The 16,299-nt window shown below is 38.1% G+C and carries 14 protein-coding genes and 3 pseudogenes; 13 read left to right on the top strand and 4 right to left on the bottom strand.

Translation table 11 applies throughout. The annotated features are described in order from the left end of the window. Nucleotides 1-46: 46 nt before the first annotated feature. The 3 genes and pseudogenes from SK629_RS07480 to SK629_RS07470 all read left to right on the top strand — a co-directional run. A pseudogene (locus tag SK629_RS07480) lies at nucleotides 47-733 on the top strand (excalibur calcium-binding domain-containing protein); the annotation flags it as partial. Between the two features lie 117 nt (nucleotides 734-850). Further along, nucleotides 851-1,810, top strand: coding sequence for an ROK family glucokinase (locus tag SK629_RS07475; protein ID WP_042901280.1), 960 nt, complete (start codon nucleotides 851-853; stop codon nucleotides 1,808-1,810). A 94-nt stretch (nucleotides 1,811-1,904) separates the two neighbouring features. Beyond that, nucleotides 1,905-2,744 carry a thymidylate synthase gene (locus SK629_RS07470; protein ID WP_042901279.1) on the top strand — a complete coding sequence of 280 codons (840 nt, stop codon included), beginning with the start codon at nucleotides 1,905-1,907 and terminating at the stop codon, nucleotides 2,742-2,744. A gap of 50 nt (nucleotides 2,745-2,794) precedes the next feature. Here the strand turns inward: SK629_RS07470 and SK629_RS07465 are convergent, their stop codons facing one another. Next, on the bottom strand, nucleotides 2,795-2,965 hold the full coding sequence (locus SK629_RS07465) for a DUF3042 family protein (protein WP_001051780.1): 171 nt from the start codon (nucleotides 2,963-2,965) through the stop codon (nucleotides 2,795-2,797). Between the two features lie 120 nt (nucleotides 2,966-3,085). On the opposite strand from SK629_RS07465, the gene miaA reads away from it, so the two are divergent. The 5 genes from miaA to SK629_RS07440 are packed head-to-tail and all read left to right on the top strand — an operon-like array spanning nucleotide 3,086 to nucleotide 7,537. Further along, nucleotides 3,086-3,970 (top strand): tRNA (adenosine(37)-N6)-dimethylallyltransferase MiaA, encoded by an 885-nt coding sequence (gene miaA / locus SK629_RS07460; protein WP_042901278.1) that lies wholly within the window; start codon nucleotides 3,086-3,088, stop codon nucleotides 3,968-3,970. After that, entirely contained in the window at nucleotides 3,963-5,201 is a 1,239-nt protein-coding gene (hflX, locus tag SK629_RS07455) for a GTPase HflX (RefSeq protein WP_042901277.1), read from the top strand. The genes miaA and hflX overlap by 8 nt, the downstream gene beginning before the upstream one ends. Continuing rightward, nucleotides 5,194-5,817, top strand: a complete 624-nt coding sequence (locus tag SK629_RS07450; RefSeq protein ID WP_042901276.1) for a cystathionine beta-lyase — start codon at nucleotides 5,194-5,196, stop codon at nucleotides 5,815-5,817. The genes hflX and SK629_RS07450 overlap by 8 nt, the downstream gene beginning before the upstream one ends. 14 nt (nucleotides 5,818-5,831) lie before the next feature. Further along, entirely contained in the window at nucleotides 5,832-6,761 is a 930-nt protein-coding gene (rnz, locus tag SK629_RS07445) for a ribonuclease Z (RefSeq protein ID WP_042901275.1), read from the top strand. A 20-nt stretch (nucleotides 6,762-6,781) separates the two neighbouring features. Further along, nucleotides 6,782-7,537: an SDR family NAD(P)-dependent oxidoreductase gene (locus SK629_RS07440; protein WP_042901274.1), complete on the top strand. Its 756-nt coding sequence runs from the start codon at nucleotides 6,782-6,784 to the stop codon at nucleotides 7,535-7,537. A gap of 162 nt (nucleotides 7,538-7,699) precedes the next feature. Here SK629_RS07440 and SK629_RS07435 read toward each other — a convergent pair whose 3' ends face one another. The 3 genes from SK629_RS07435 to SK629_RS07425 all read right to left on the bottom strand — a co-directional run bounded on the left by SK629_RS07435 (nucleotide 7,700) and on the right by SK629_RS07425 (nucleotide 9,569). Continuing rightward, the gene (locus tag SK629_RS07435; RefSeq protein WP_235219617.1) at nucleotides 7,700-8,485 is read right to left on the bottom strand and encodes a helix-turn-helix domain-containing protein; all 786 of its coding nucleotides are present in this window, start codon (nucleotides 8,483-8,485) and stop codon (nucleotides 7,700-7,702) included. Between the two features lie 311 nt (nucleotides 8,486-8,796). Beyond that, nucleotides 8,797-9,009, bottom strand: coding sequence for a hypothetical protein (locus SK629_RS07430; protein WP_042901273.1), 213 nt, complete (start codon nucleotides 9,007-9,009; stop codon nucleotides 8,797-8,799). Beyond that, nucleotides 9,006-9,569: a DUF3990 domain-containing protein gene (locus SK629_RS07425; protein ID WP_042901272.1), complete on the bottom strand. Its 564-nt coding sequence runs from the start codon at nucleotides 9,567-9,569 to the stop codon at nucleotides 9,006-9,008. The genes SK629_RS07430 and SK629_RS07425 overlap by 4 nt, the downstream gene beginning before the upstream one ends. 336 nt (nucleotides 9,570-9,905) lie before the next feature. On the opposite strand from SK629_RS07425, the pseudogene SK629_RS12950 reads away from it, so the two are divergent. The 5 genes and pseudogenes from SK629_RS12950 to SK629_RS07400 all read left to right on the top strand — a co-directional run. Beyond that, nucleotides 9,906-11,801: pseudogene (locus tag SK629_RS12950) on the top strand (SEC10/PgrA surface exclusion domain-containing protein); the annotation flags it as partial. A gap of 561 nt (nucleotides 11,802-12,362) precedes the next feature. Beyond that, nucleotides 12,363-12,737, top strand: a pseudogene (locus SK629_RS12665) (hypothetical protein); the annotation flags it as partial. A 178-nt stretch (nucleotides 12,738-12,915) separates the two neighbouring features. After that, complete coding sequence (locus SK629_RS07410) at nucleotides 12,916-13,383, top strand: hypothetical protein (RefSeq protein ID WP_042901271.1); 468 nt, start codon at nucleotides 12,916-12,918, stop codon at nucleotides 13,381-13,383. Between the two features lie 158 nt (nucleotides 13,384-13,541). After that, the gene (locus SK629_RS07405) at nucleotides 13,542-15,275 is read left to right on the top strand and encodes an IS1634 family transposase (protein WP_042901270.1); all 1,734 of its coding nucleotides are present in this window, start codon (nucleotides 13,542-13,544) and stop codon (nucleotides 15,273-15,275) included. Between the two features lie 119 nt (nucleotides 15,276-15,394). Beyond that, complete coding sequence (locus SK629_RS07400) at nucleotides 15,395-16,051, top strand: hypothetical protein (protein WP_152639375.1); 657 nt, start codon at nucleotides 15,395-15,397, stop codon at nucleotides 16,049-16,051. The last annotated feature ends 248 nt before the right edge of the window (nucleotides 16,052-16,299 follow it).

Here is a 16,299-nt window from a genome sequence, read left to right as displayed (position 1 = left end):
TGATAAAATACTATTGAAATCGATAACATCGTTATGGGAGAAAGAAATGAACAAACGTCTATTTTTAAAAATGAGTCTAGCTAGCTTGCCAGTTTTAGCCTTGTTTTCACAACCTGTGTTAGCAGAAGAAAATATTCATTTTTCTAGTTGTAAGGAAGCTTGGGCGAATGGATACGCGGATATCCATGAGGGAGAATCAGGATATTCTGCCAAGTTAGACCGAGATCATGATGGTGTGGCGTGTGAATTGAAAAATGCCCCAAAAGGTGCTTTCAAAGCAAAGCAATCAACTGCGGCTCAAAATAATACAAGTTCAGCAACAGCAAGTGGCTGGGTTAAGCAGGATGGTGCTTGGTACTACTTTGATGAAAATGGAAATCCAGTAAAAAATGCTTGGAAGGGAAGTTATTACCTGAAAGCAGACGGAAAAATGGCCCAGAGCGAATGGATTTACGATGATTCTTATCAAGCTTGGTATTATTTGAAATCAGATGGATCTTATGCAAAGAATGCATGGCAAGGAGTGTACTACCTTAAATCAAACGGTCAAATGGCACAAGGTGAATGGGTTTATGATGCTTCTTACCAAGCCTGGTATTACTTGAAATCAGATGGTTCTTATGCTCGCAATGCATGGCAAGGAAATTATTATTTGAAATCAGATGGCAAAATGGCAAAGAACGAGCGAGTTGATGGCGGACGTTACTATGTAGATGCTTCAGGTCTCTGGAAACCATAAGTCAGAATAAAATCCAGAAAGTTAATGCAAACCTTTGCATAAGTAACTAAATTTTGTTATACTAGTACTGTAAGCATTTTCAATTACTACACAATGAAAAAGGAGAATATGATGAGTCAAAAGATTATTGGGATTGACCTTGGTGGAACTTCTATCAAATTTGCAATCTTAACAACAGCAGGAGAAATCCAAGAAAAATGGTCTATCAAGACCAACATTTTGGATGAGGGAAGTCATATCGTAGATGATATGATTGAGTCTATTCAACACCGTTTGGACTTGCTTGGATTGGTAGCAGCGGACTTCCAAGGTATTGGAATGGGGTCACCAGGTGTGGTTGACCGTGAAAAAGGAACTGTTATTGGTGCCTACAACTTGAACTGGAAAACCCTTCAACCAATTAAAGAGAAGATTGAAAAGGCCTTGGGTATTCCGTTCTTCATCGATAATGATGCCAACGTAGCTGCTCTTGGTGAACGTTGGATGGGTGCTGGTGATAACCAACCAGATGTTGTCTTTATGACACTTGGTACTGGTGTTGGTGGCGGTATCGTTGCAGAAGGCAAATTGCTTCACGGTGTTGCTGGTGCAGCAGGTGAGCTTGGCCACATCACTGTTGACTTTGACCAACCAATCGCATGTACTTGCGGTAAGAAAGGTTGCCTTGAGACAGTTGCTTCAGCAACAGGGATTGTCAACTTGACTCGTCGCTATGCCGATGAATACGAAGGCGATGCAGCCTTGAAACGCTTGATTGATAACGGAGAAGAAGTAACTGCTAAGACTGTCTTTGATCTTGCAAAAGAAGGAGACGACCTTGCTTTAATCGTTTACCGTAACTTCTCACGTTACTTAGGAATCGCTTGTGCCAACATCGGTTCAATCCTAAACCCATCAACCATCGTCATCGGTGGTGGGGTGTCAGCTGCAGGAGAATTCCTTCTACAAGGTATTCAAAAAGTCTACGACGAAAATAGCTTCCCACAAGTACGCACATCAACAAAATTGGCTCTTGCAACTCTAGGAAATGATGCTGGAGTTATCGGAGCAGCATCACTTGTATTGCAATAAAATAATAAAAGAGGGAAAATGCTAACCTAGAGTTAGTAATGTTCCTCTTTTATTTTTTATGCTATACTAGTTAGGAAATAAATGAGGTGAGAGAATGACAAAAGCAGATACGATTTTTAAAGAGAATATTGAACGAATCCTCAAAGACGGTGTCTTTTCTGAGCAGGCTCGTCCTAAGTACAAGGATGGGACAGTTGCCAATTCTAAGTACGTAACGGGTGCCTTTGCAGAGTATGACTTGGCTAAGGGTGAATTTCCCATTACAACCTTGCGTCCTATCGCTATCAAATCCGCCATCAAGGAAGTGCTCTGGATCTACCAAGACCAGTCTAATAGCTTAGAGGTGCTAAATAGCAAGTACAATGTTCACTACTGGAATGACTGGGAAGTGGGAGATACAGGAACAATCGGTGAGCGCTATGGTGCTGTTGTTAAGAAACACGATATCGTCAATAAGCTTCTCAAACAGTTGGAAGCCAATCCTTGGAACCGTCGCAATATCATTTCGCTCTGGGATTACCAAGCTTTCGAAGAAACAGATGGGTTGCTCCCGTGCGCCTTTCAGACCATGTTTGATGTCCGCCGTGTAGATGGAGAAATCTATCTGGATGCGACCTTGACCCAGCGTTCTAACGACATGCTGGTGGCCCACCATATCAACGCTATGCAGTACGTGGCTCTTCAAATGATGATTGCCAAGCATTTTGGCTGGAAGGTTGGAAAGTTCTTCTACTTCATCAACAACCTACATATCTATGACAATCAATTTGAACAAGCAGAGGAATTGCTTCGTCGGGAGCCGTCAAACTGCCAACCACGCTTGGTTTTAAATGTTCCTGATGGGACTAGTTTCTTTGATATCAAAGAAGAAGATTTTGAGTTGGTGGATTATGACCCTGTCAAGCCACAGTTGAAGTTTGACCTAGCTATTTAAAAGAATAGAAAAAAGAAGTTGAGACAATAAATCCCAACTTCTTTTGTTTCTTAACGTGATACGCGGCGACGAGCTGCTTTTTTACGGTTTTCTTCGATGAAAGCTGCTTTTTGCTCTTCTGGTTCGATTACTTTCTTTTTAAATGCGTATACTGCACCTGCAACTGCAGCGACAGTTCCTGCGACACCTGTTACAAGACCTTTAGCGAATCCTTTAGCCATGAGTCTTCCTCCTTTATCTTCTTAATCAGCCAGCCTCTTCAAGAGGTCACATTTTTCTGACTGACCTTTTTGTGTTATAATAATAGTAACGAAAAAATGGGAATTTTTCAAGGAAAAAAGATGAAAACAAAAATAATTGTGATTGTTGGGCCGACTGCAGTTGGAAAGACAGCCCTTGCTATTGAAGTGGCCAAGCGTTTTAATGGCGAAGTGGTTAGTGGAGATAGCCAGCAAGTCTATCGAGGACTTGATATTGGGACGGCTAAGGCTAGTCCAGAAGAGCAGGCAGCTGTTCCTCATCATTTAATCGATGTTAGAGAGGTAACCGAGTCTTACTCGGCTTTTGATTTTGTTTCAGAATCTAAGATGGCTATTGAGGATATTCACAGTCGTGGTAAGCTAGCCATTATTGCTGGTGGGACTGGACTGTATATCCAGAGCTTGCTTGAAGGTTACCACCTAGGTGGGGAGACTCCCCATGAGGAGATTTTAGCTTATCGAGCTAGTTTGGAGCCTTATACAGATGAGGAATTAGCTCATCTGGTGGAGCAAGCGAGCCTTGAGATTCCCCAGTTTAATCGTCGTCGTGCTATGCGTGCCTTGGAAATTGCCCATTTTGGTCAGGATTTGGAAAATCAAGAGACCTTATATGAACCATTGATTATCTGCTTGGATGATGAACGCAGTCAATTATATGAACGTATCAATCATCGAGTGGATTTGATGTTTGAGGCTGGGCTTTTGGATGAGGTCAAGTGGCTTTTTGACCATTACCCTGATGTGCAGGCTGCTAAAGGGATTGGTTACAAGGAACTCTTTCCGTATTTCTGTGGAGAGCAGACCTTGGAGGAAGCTAGTGAGAGTCTTAAACAGGCGACTCGTCGTTTTGCCAAGCGTCAGTTGACCTGGTTCCGTAATCGCATGCAGGTCAACTTTTATCAGATTGGAGAAGCTGGTGTAAAAGACCGCATTTTAAGCCAGATAGAGGAGTTTTTAGATGATTGAAACGGAGAAAAAAGAGGAGCGAGTCCTGCTCATAGGTGTGGAATTGCAGGGTATGGACAATTTTGACCTCTCCATGGAAGAATTGGCCAGTCTAGCTAAGACAGCTGGGGCAGTCGTTGTAGATAGCTACAGACAAAAACGTGAAAAGTATGATTCCAAAACCTTCGTCGGCTCTGGTAAGTTAGAAGAAATTGCGCTCATGGTGGATGCAGAAGAAATTACCACTGTCATCGTCAACAACCGTCTGACGCCAAGGCAAAATGTCAATTTAGAAGAAGTTCTGGGTGTTAAGGTCATTGACCGTATGCAGTTGATTTTGGATATCTTTGCCATGCGAGCTCGAAGCCATGAAGGGAAGCTCCAAGTCCACCTAGCCCAGCTCAAATATCTCTTGCCTCGCTTGGTTGGTCAGGGAATTATGCTCAGCCGTCAGGCAGGGGGAATTGGTTCCCGTGGACCTGGTGAAAGCCAGCTGGAGTTGAACCGTCGTAGTGTTCGCAATCAAATCACAGATATCGAGCGTCAGCTCAAGGTGGTTGAGAAAAATCGGGCGACTGTCAGAGAAAAACGTTTGGAGTCAAGCACCTTTAAGATTGGTTTGATTGGTTATACCAATGCTGGGAAGTCAACTATCATGAACACTTTAACCAGTAAGACTCAGTATGAAGCGGACGAGCTCTTTGCAACTCTGGACGCGACGACTAAGAGTATCCATCTAGGGGGTAATCTTCAAGTAACTTTGACAGATACCGTGGGCTTTATCCAAGATTTGCCGACAGAGTTGGTGTCCAGTTTCAAGTCAACCTTGGAAGAAAGCAAGCATGTAGACCTTCTGGTTCATGTTATCGATGCCAGCAATCCTTACCACGAAGAGCATGAAAAAACAGTTCTTTCCATCATGAAAGACCTGGACATGGAAGATATTCCTCGCTTGACTCTTTATAATAAAGCGGATTTGGTGGAGGATTTCACGCCGACCCAAACGCCATACGCCCTCATTTCTGCCAAGTCTGAGAATAGTCGTGAGAATTTGCAGACTTTATTTTTAGAGAAAATCAAGGATATTTTTGAATCCTTTACCCTACGCGTGCCTTTTTCAAAATCCTACAAGATTCATGATTTAGAAAGTGTTGCGATTCTTGAAGAACGTGATTATCAGGAAGACGGCGAAGTGATTACAGGCTACATTTCCGAGAAAAATAAATGGAGGTTAGAGGAATTTTATGATTGATATTAAAACGTTGGCTCTAAAGTATGGAGGTTATACAAGTCTGGATAAGGTCTATCTGGATCAACTTCTAGCTGGTAAAACAGAGCAGGAGCAACTGGCTCTTATTACTCCTCCGCCAAGTGTGGTCAATGCTTACTTTGCAGAACTCTACCAGAAAAAAAGTCCTGAGTCTGCGACGGATTATTTTGCGGAACTCAGTCAGGAACTGAATCTTTACAATACTGAGCCAAGTTTCACTCTAGAAAATAAGCCTTTTATTCGGCTTAATCTGTCTGGTAAATCCTTTGGTTTTTGTTATGAGAGTGAGGGTCTGGGTCGGATTTTCTCTGAAAATGAAGAGGTAATCTCAGATGACTTGCTCTTTGAAATTGCGCAAATTTTTCCCCATCAGCTAGTCTTTGAGGAGTCTGGAAAGATTTACATGAAGGCTGTCGGAGATGAGGAAGTTGTTAGCGTAGAGAGTCTCACAACTTTGACTGATTTGGAAAGTTTGGCTGATGGTCGCAAGCGTCTTAAAGGTTACAGCCAAGAGGAGTTATTACAAGAAGCTACTGCTTTTTCTGGCAAGCGTTATTTCCGATCGGAAAACCGCACAGCCATGTTATATATTGATTAATTAGAAAGTATCGAATGGATATTCAATTTTTAGGAACAGGGGCTGGTCAGCCCTCTAAAGCCCGCAACGTTTCAAGTCTCGCCCTGAAACTTTTGGATGAGATTAACGAAGTTTGGCTCTTTGACTGTGGAGAAGGAACGCAAAATCGCATTCTGGAAACCACAATTCGACCACGTAAGGTCAGCAAAATCTTTATCACCCACCTACATGGAGACCACATTTTTGGTCTGCCAGGTTTTCTTTCTAGCCGTGCTTTTCAGGCCAATGAAGAGCAGACAGATTTGGAAATCTACGGACCTCAAGGGATCAAGTCATTTGTCTTAACCAGTCTTCGTGTATCAGGCTCTCGTTTGCCTTATCGCATTCATTTTCATGAGTTTGACCAAGATTCTCTAGGGAAAATCCTTGAGACCGATAAGTTTACGGTGTATGCAGAGGAGCTGGATCACACTATTTTCTGTGTTGGTTACCGTGTCATGCAAAAGGACCTTGAAGGAACGCTGGATGCTGAAAAACTTAAGGCTGCTGGTGTGCCATTTGGACCGCTTTTTGGGAAAATCAAGAATGGTCAGGACGTTGTTCTCGAAGATGGTACTGAAATAAAGGCAGTAGACTATATCTCAGCGCCACGTCCGGGTAAAATTATCACTATTCTTGGTGATACCCGTAAAACTAGTGCCAGTGTACGTCTAGCTATCAATGCTGATGTCTTGGTTCATGAATCGACTTATGGCAAGGGCGATGAAATAATTGCTCGTAATCATGGCCACTCAACCAACATGCAGGCAGCGGAGGTCGCAGTAGAAGCAGGTGCTAAACGCCTCTTACTCAACCACATCAGTGCTCGTTTTCTCTCAAAAGATATCAGCAAGCTCAAAAAAGACGCTGCTAGTGTTTTTGAAAATGTCCATGTGGTCAAAGACTTGGAAGAGGTGGAAATCTAAAAGATTGAGAAAGGAACAGTATGCCTACTATTCTCATTACTGGAGCTAGCGGTGGTCTAGCCCAAGAAATGGTCAAACTCTTGCAAAATGACCAACTCATCTTGCTTGGTAGAAACAAGGAAAAATTAGTCCAACTCTACGGAAATCATCCCCATGCAGAATTAATTGAAATCGATATTACCGATGATTCAGCCTTAGAAACTCTGGTAGCAGACCTCTATCTCCGCTATGGCAAGATTGATGTCTTGATTAACAACGCTGGTTACGGGATTTTTGAGGAATTTGACCAGATTTCCGATAAAGATATTCATCAGATGTTCGAGGTCAATACCTTTGCCCTGATGAATCTATCTCGGCGCCTTGCGGCTCGTATGAAGGAAAGCCGAAAAGGCCATATCATCAATATCGTCAGCATGGCAGGTTTGATCGCTACTGGCAAGTCCAGCCTTTACTCAGCGACCAAGTTTGCGGCCATTGGGTTTTCAAATGCTCTGCGCCTCGAACTTATGCCCTATGGAGTCCATGTGACAACAGTCAATCCAGGACCAATCCGCACAGGATTTTTTGACCAAGCTGACCCAGATGGAACCTATCTCAAGCCGGTTGATCGCTTTCTCTTAGAACCAGATGCAGTAGCTAAAAAGATTGTCAAGATTATAGGAAAAAACAAACGAGAACTTAATCTACCAATATTGTTGAACCTAGCCCATAAGTTTTATAGTATTTTTCCCAAGCTAGCTGATAAGCTGGCAGGGGAGACTTTTAATTATAAATAAAAAAGTTGTTCCGAAAATGGAGCAACTTTTTTGATGATTAGAATAAATCAATTCCAGTCTTATTTAATGCATGACAATGATAAGTGAAGGCGTTGATAAAATTAGAGTAGTATTGCTGATCAATAAATTTTGCGCTTTGAAGATAATTAAATAGATTTTTGGCTAAAGGAATAGCCTCGGGTTTATTCCATCTAAACTAAATTGATTGTAAACATGTTCAACTTCTAGAAACATGAGGGGAATAGCTAGATAGCCTCGTTCGAAGGTCTGAAGTGATTTAATTTTTTTAATAATATCGTCAGCCTTTTGATAGTAACCCAGTTCAGAGAAGTATTTTGCGGAGAAAGTGAGAGCATTTAAAATGCGGATGTAGGTGTCAGTATTGGCACTTTCTTTGTACATAAGTAGTAATTGTTTGGTCATATGATCAATAAGTTCCATCGGACAATGATTGACAATGACGCGATAAATTTCAAGTTCGATACTATTAAAGACATCAGATTTCATTAAATGATTGATAATGTTTTGAATTCTGGCAACAGTTTCAGGACTTTTTGATATGGTTGGATAATGTCTTAATTTAATAGATTTGAAAATCATCTCTGCTTGAAGTGGGTTGTCTTTTAGATAGACATCAAATAATTTTTCGTATTCTTCAATATAAGTGAGGATATCTTCTTCATGGACCACATGCTTACCAAATTCTATAGCTGGTAATTCTAAGCAGTCTCCACCTTTATTTGCATAGGCGAGAACAAAATCATTCCATTCAACTCCGATAACAATTAACAGTTTGGCAAAGTTTTCAAGTGAAATTCCTTTATCTCCTTTTTCAAATTGACTTAGGAACTGTGGTGATACGATATCTGAGGCGGCTTCCTTTAGGCTGAGGCCTCGTGCTTCGCGCAGGTACTTAAATGTAGCTCCAAATGGATATAGGTTTTCCATAAATAGTCTCCTTACATACTTCTAAGACTATTATACAAAAATTTAGAGAAAAAAATGGAGAAAGAAAACTATAGTTACAAAATATTAGAATTCTGTGCTATTTTTTGTTTTTATGAACAAGATTGAAACTATAGTTTAAATGATGAAAAAATAGATAGGTAATGTACAATCAGTTCTGTAAACACAAAAAGGAATAAATTCCTTATAGTAGAGTTAACACCTCTTACTATAAGAGATTTATTCCTAATGTGGTCATGAATAGTTTTTGAGAATAGAGAAAAAGATTTGATGAACCAAACTCAAATGACTTATTAATACAATGAGTAACGGTGGGCAATATCTACGATATTATCAGCTATAAGGTCTGCGGTTAGATGAGAACCTCCATTATCTAGCTCTTCAAACCAATTTTTCAATACAACATTTGTAACAGGAGAAACAGTATCAGGAGCAATATGATAATTCTTCCTTAAAAACTGTTCTACTTCATCTCTGAGAGCTTGTTCTTCACTTGACAAAATCATATCGTTTCCTCCTTAACTAGGGTTAGTCTATCTGCAATTCTTTGATCACATATACACAATTGCGTATCATTCTGATATTTTCCCAAAAGAATTTCAGCGGTTTGTTCTAAGGTATTAAACCCTTGGAAATAATTATCTAAAGTTTCTTTCAATCGTGTAACTTGACCATCAAGAACTGGACCAAATACTGCTGAAAAATGATGAATATTAATTCCAGATTTAGCATCTAACTCCAATCTATTTTTATAAACAAACTGAAAGTATTCTTTGTCAATTTCAAAAATTTTAGTTTCAGAATTATCAAGTTCTTGAAATTGATAACTTAGAACAACCGATTTTACATTCGGATTAAAAGGAATTTCATCTTTTGTTTTCCGCTGAGCCCATTTAATTGCTTGGCTGAGCTTAGATGTCACATAAAATCCTATACCAAAATCACAGTTACGTTTACTATGATAGACATCTATTCCATCTTTTAAAGAAGCAACTTGAGTAGATGTTGTTCCGTGATACCAAATTTTTGTACTGCTAAACTCCTTATTAAAGTTTAACTCTTTCATAAAATAATTATAGCATTTTTCTAGGATTTACGCACCTACTACCTGTTTCAATTCTAGTTTAGATAAGTCAACTACTTTAAAATCCTTCTAAAACTATTATACAAAATTTTAAAGAAAATACTGGAAAAAGTAAACTATAGTTACAAAATATTAGAATTCTATGCTAATTTTTTATTTTAAAAATTATATTGAAACTATAGTTTAAATGTCGAAAAAATTAAATATCTATTATGGTATGATAAGGGAAAGAATAGCTAACAAAGCCGGCTTGTTATACTAGTATAACAAGGATTGACTTACCACTCAATCCTATTCTATCAGCCATCAAAGGAGAAAATGATGAAGAAACTGAAAACCCTCACAACTTCAACAGCTATTGCGCTTGCGTCTGTTGGTGTGCCTGCATTTGCTCAGGAAGCAACTACTACAACAGCAGTTGATACAACTGCTGTCAATGAACCAGCTCTTGTTTCTAAACCTGTAGCTGATACAAAACCAGAAGTGAAGAAATCTTCTGATGTCAAGCCTGCTCTTGATGCTCAAGCGTCTACTGTTAAGCAAGTTGAAGCTGAGAGTGAAACAGCAAAAGCTGAAGCTACTTCTGCTAACCAAGCTGTTACAACTACCGAAACTGCTTTGACAAGCGCTAAAGAGGACTTGAAATCAGCGGAAGCGGTTAAAGCCAATGCTACGGAAGAAAATATCACTGCTACAAAAGCTAAACAAGACGCAAATGTAAAAGCTCAAGAAGCCAATCAAACAGCAACTGAAGCGTCTACTGAAGCGATTAAAGCCCAAACTGAAACTGTAGCAAGTGAAACAGCTAACGTTGCAAGCGCAACAAGTAAGAAAGTTGAAGCTGATAAAGCAGTAACCGCTAAAGAAGCGAATGTGAAATCAGCTGAAGACGCGTTAAATGGTTCAGGACTTGGCGAAGCAAAAGCCTCTCTTGCTCAAGCTGAAAAAGATATTGAACAAGCAAATGTGAATATCTCAAGCGCAACAACAGCTGTCGAAACTGCTAAAACAGCAGATAGCAACCGCGCAGAAGCCATTAAACAAGCTACAAACAATGTGAACGTCAAAAACGATGCCTTGAAACTAGCTAAAGAAATGATGGACGCCGACAAAACAAAAGTTGAATCTATCCAAGAAAAAGCAGATGCTACAGCGTCTAAAGAAAAAGAAGCGCAAACTGCTTTGGATGCGGAAAAAGCTAAATTATCAAAAGAGAAAATTACTACAAGTAATGTTGTTTACAATTTGACAGCTGAAGAAAAAGTCAAATATGGATTTAATAAAGACCAAGTGACTTTTAAAGACGCTTATGAATACTGGAAAAAGAATTGGACTGATGATGCTAGTGAATTATTACAAAAGTTAGCTATCGAAGTCACTAAAAAGTTTAATGTTAAAATTGATGAGAGCGATTCTAAACGTACAGTTGATATTAATAATTTAACAAATGATCAAATTATTGAAATTAGTAATTTTTACGCTAATCTGACAACTGAACTTGCAAAATTAGTAGGACAAGAGAATCATCCTCATCTTGACCAAGATGCTATTGATTACAGTAAACAAATTGCTAAAGAATATGAAAAACGTGGTACTAACCCACTTACTGACGGACATTTACCTTATTCTCTCAAAAAACCAATTGAAAAACGTAATGATTTATATGAACATGGAGAAAATCTAGCTCCAGTAATTGGTTCTAAAGATGCAACCAACATGTTTGATTTGAAACACTCTATTATAACAGCATTTAGAATGTATTCATTTTTTGACGCAAAATCTAAGTGGGGACACTTAGCTAATAATCTAAATGCTAAAAATAGTGTTGCAATGACTATTGCTAACATCAACGGTGATTATTGGTTCGTAAATACTTTTGCTAGTGAAACAAAACAACCAATCAACCTCAACCAAGACCTTGCCCAACTTGACGCAAAACTAGCTGAAGCACAAAAACAAAACAGTCAAGCTCAAACTGCTCTTACAAATGCTAAAGCAGAATTGGCAGCAGCTTCACGCAAATATGCTTCTGCATTTGAAGCCAAAACAAACGCTGAGAAAGAATTGGCAAGCAAAACAGCTAGTCCACTTCAAACAGAAGTTGCTGAAAAGAACTTGCAATTGGCAAACCTTGCTTTGACAAATGCACAAGAACGTAAAGCAAACGCTGAAAAAGCTGTTGAAAACTTCTCAAGAAGCCAAGCAGAAAAACAAACTGCTCTTGAAACAGCTAAAGATGAACTAGCTACAGCTAAAACTGCCCAAAAAGATGCTAAAACTGCTCTTACAACTGCGCAAGCAAAATTACAAGCAGAAGAAAACAAGTTGACTGCACTTCAAGATGAACAAGCGAAGCTCCATGCAGAAAAAGACAAATTGGTGTCAGATGCGAAAGCAATTGCAACAGAATTGAGTGCTTATCTAAACGCAGATAAAAATCTTGCAGATGCACAAGCAAAAGTAGCTGATTTAGAAACAAAATTGACTCAAGCAAAATCTGCTGCAAAATTGGCACAAGACAAATTGGATGCCATTACAGCTAAATTGAAAGCTGAACAAGCTAAATTAGCTGAAATCCAAGAAGAGTTTGATAAGTTAGTTAAGGCTGAAAGCAAGGACGACTACAATTTATCAGGTTGGTATCTGAAGTATCTTGCAGGGAAACAAGCGGATAAGAAAACAGATACAGAAATCAAGAAAGTAGAAGACTCAAAAGTTTCACAAGCTGGCAACTGGATTGAGTCAGCTGATCGCTGGTGGTACAAACATGCTGATGGTTCGTACACAACCAACGGTTGGGAACAAATCAAGGGTACATGGTACTACTTTGACCACGCAGGTTGGATGCAAACTGGCTGGGTCAAAACTGGTGGCACATGGTATTACTTGAACAACTCAGGCTCACTGGCTACAGGTTGGATCAAAGATAATGGCACATGGTATTACTTGAACAAGTCAGGTTCACTGGCTACAGGTTGGGTTAAAGATAATGGCTCATGGTACTATCTTGACAAGTCAGGTGCTATGAAAACAGGCTGGTTTACAGTTTCTGGCAAATGGTACTACGCCTACAGTTCAGGAGCTTTGGCAGTAAACACCACTACACCAGATGGTTATACAGTCAATACCAATGGTGAGTGGGTAGGATAAGGATGAGGTGCTGTGGTGGTCATTTAATTTTAAATACATCACAGAAAACTCATCAATATATGAAAAATAGAGATTCTATTCTCAGTTTTTGATTTCTTATTTTATTTAAACGGTAAAAGTATAGGGTGTAAATAAATTATAAGTTTAAATGATTGACTTAAGATGAGGAAAAAATAGCATGGTAAAAAAGAAGAAAGCTGAATTTAAGGTTGTTGTAAAGGGGAATTTTGTTTCAGATGATTTTAAGAAAGAAATTGAATATCATCAAAAAGCTTCAGGGGAGATGTGTAAGGATGTCTTGGAGTATAGAAACCAAACTTTAATTCTTTCAGGGAATAGAACGAATCGGATAGACCTTGAAGATGACTTTTTTACAGTTAAGAGTAATTACTATCGTGGTATTGTAAAAGGACTTTTATATATTTATTTTACTGGAGAAATTTTGAGTATTGACTCTATCACATTTATAACTGACGAGGAGAAAGACATCCCTTTTGAACAAAGAAACTTATTTGCTAAGGAAGATAGAGAACATTCTATTAGCACTGAATTATTAGATAAAATGTTTCTTTATAATGAGCAGGGAGATGTGTTGACACGTATCCTAATGAATATTGTTCTTGCTAAAGCGAATAAAGAAAGTTAGAAAATATTTGGCGTGCATTTAATGCTCGGGACTTTGACAGTTATGAAGTAAAAAAATCCTCATAAAGGTTGATATAAGAGCATTTTCTTGTCAAATTTTACCACTTTTTATTTGCGTACTTTCTCGTACTTTGTTATAATGGAGTGAGGTATGAAAAGATGAGAGTTAAACAATCAAAGTCAAAAAACACTATCAACTACGCTATTATTAAAGATATCAAGGTTGGAAATAAACGGACTTCTACTATCGTAGAAAACCTAGGCAATCATAACACAATCTTAAAAGAACATCCTGATATGGAACCTCTTGAGTGGGCTCGTTTACGTGCTAAGGAATTAACCGAGAAAGAAAAAGAAGAAAATAAAGATTTCCTCATTACCTTTAGTCAAAACAAACAGTTAAAACAAAATCAATTGAACGAATATCATGGAGGCTATCTCTTCCTACAAGACCTCTATCATCAATTAGATCTGCCTAGAATTAACAAAGAAATCCAAAAACGACATCGTTTTAATTTCTCTCTAGATGAGATCCTATCTCGCTTGATTTATGGACGGATTCTAGCTCCTGCTTCAAAACGATCTACCCTAGAATTTTCAAAAACATTACTCGAACCTAAAGAATTTGAACTCCAACATTTTTATCGGGCTCTTGAAGTTATTTCTAATGAAACAGAGTTTATACAAGAACAAACCTATCAAACTTCAAAAAAGATGACTCAACGACAGACAGAAGTCCTCTACTATGACTGTACTAACTTCTATTTTGAAATTGAAGATGAAGATGAGGAGGGGTTTCTGAGACAATACGGCCCATCTAAAGAACATCGCCCAAATCCAATTGTGGAGATGGGACTCTTTATGGACAATCAAGGAATTCCCCTAGCTTTCTGTATCCACCCTGGAAATACAAATGAACAAACAACTCTTAAACCATTAGAAAGAAAGATTGTCAAGGATTACAAGGCTTCAAAATTTGTAGTCTGTACAGATGCTGGACTCTCATCAAAAGCCAATAAGGTGTACAATTCTTTTGGAGAACGTTCCTATGTCACAACTCAATCTATCAAGAAGTTAAAGAAAGAATACAGAGATTGGGCTTTGGATAAAAGTGGTTGGCGAATGGTTGGGGATAAGAATCCTATCTTTTACAATCTGGATGAGCTAGAACACAGGGAGGAATTAAAAAAACAACTTTTCTTTAAAGAATCTCCTTTTTATGATGAAGACTTACCAAATCAACGCTTGATTGTGACCTTTTCTACTAAATATCAAGACTATCATCGAACGATACGAGAGAAACAGATTGAACGGGCTAGTAAGTTACTGGGCAAGCCCAGCCAAGCTACCAAGAAGAGACAAACCGATTTTAAGAGATTTCTGAAAGAAACAAGTACTACTAAGGAAGGGGAAATCGCCGAGAAAAGGATTCTAACTCTTGATGAGGAACGAATTCAGGAAGAGGCTCAATATGACGGTCTTTACGCTGTAGCTACTAATCTAGATGAAGATATTCAGACAATTGTAGCCATCAATCAAAGGCGGTGGGAAATTGAAGAGAGTTTTCGTATCATGAAGCAGGAACTACGAGCCAGACCAGTTTATCTCAGCCGTTCAGATAGGATTCAAGCACATTTCACTATTTGTTTCCTAGCACTAATGATTTATCGTCTCTTGGAAAAACAAATAGGAGAAACAGTCACCTGTTCAGAACTCATCCAAACCTTACGCAATTATAAGTTCAAACATCTTTATGGAGTAGGATATCTTCCAACTTACACCAGAACAACTATCACGGATCAACTCCACCAAGCATTTGGCTTCCAAACTGATTTTGAGATTATAAGCGAAAAAAATATGAAAAAAATTTTTAAAAAAACCAAATCTCGATAAAAAGTACGCATTTTTTTAAAAGAGAAAAAGAGCTCCGAAAAGCTGTTATAGCAGCATTTAGGGGCTCTTTGTTTTCAAAAAACTGTCAAAGATGGGTTTATAATGAGCAGGGAGATGTGTTGACACGTATCCTAATGAATATTGTTCTTGCTAAAGCGAATAAAGAAAGAAAGTTAGAAAATATTTGGCGTGCATTTAATGCTCTATATGATTGGAAATGTGTTACAAATAAATCGGAAAAGGAACGAATAAATGCTATTCTAGCTTATATTAAAGATGCAGATAATTTTCATTTTAAGAAAACTATAAAAGAAATTAAAAAAATTATTGCAGATAGACAGCAGTTCAGTAGACAGGCACGTGTATTTATTGAAGGAATTAATTTTTCAGATAGGAACTATAGCGGTGATTTAGATAGATTTAAAGAGAGATATATAAACTTACAATATTCTGATCCCATATTACGTAAAAAAATTAAAGAGATGTTTAAATATTATATTGAAAGTCATAGTGAAGATTTTGATAAAGGGACAAAAAAATTGTATGAGAATTTAAAGAAAGAATGGAATAATCAGTCTGAAATAGCTACTCCTACAGATTTCATCAAATATTTTGTTTGGTTTGTCTATCATTTTAGAAATAAAGATTTTCATGGAGAATATTGGCCAACAAATTTTTTAATTGAAAATATTCCACATAAGGAACTGAATGATTATGCGGATTCTCTGGAATTATTAGTTATTGATCTGATAACTTATAAAGGATTTTTAGATTAATTTTCATTTCTATTTTTATAACCTATACTATAGTTACAAAATAATATTATCATTTAAATTTCATGAGTATAAAATTAATTTGATTCATGTTTAGAAGTAAAAAACCTCGAGAACTAGATTTTATTCCTGGTTCTTGAGGTTTTTAGGTTATTCGATTTAGAGTGATTCTCATACTCAATGAAAATCAAAGAGCAAACTAGGAAGCTAGCCGCAGGCTGTACTTGAGTACGGTAAGGCGACGCTGACGT

Source organism: Streptococcus mitis, assembly GCF_000722695.1.
In the GTDB taxonomy this organism is placed as follows: domain Bacteria; phylum Bacillota; class Bacilli; order Lactobacillales; family Streptococcaceae; genus Streptococcus; species Streptococcus mitis_O.
Note: the sequence above shows the minus strand (reverse complement) of the source record. Positions and strands in the feature narration are given on the sequence as shown.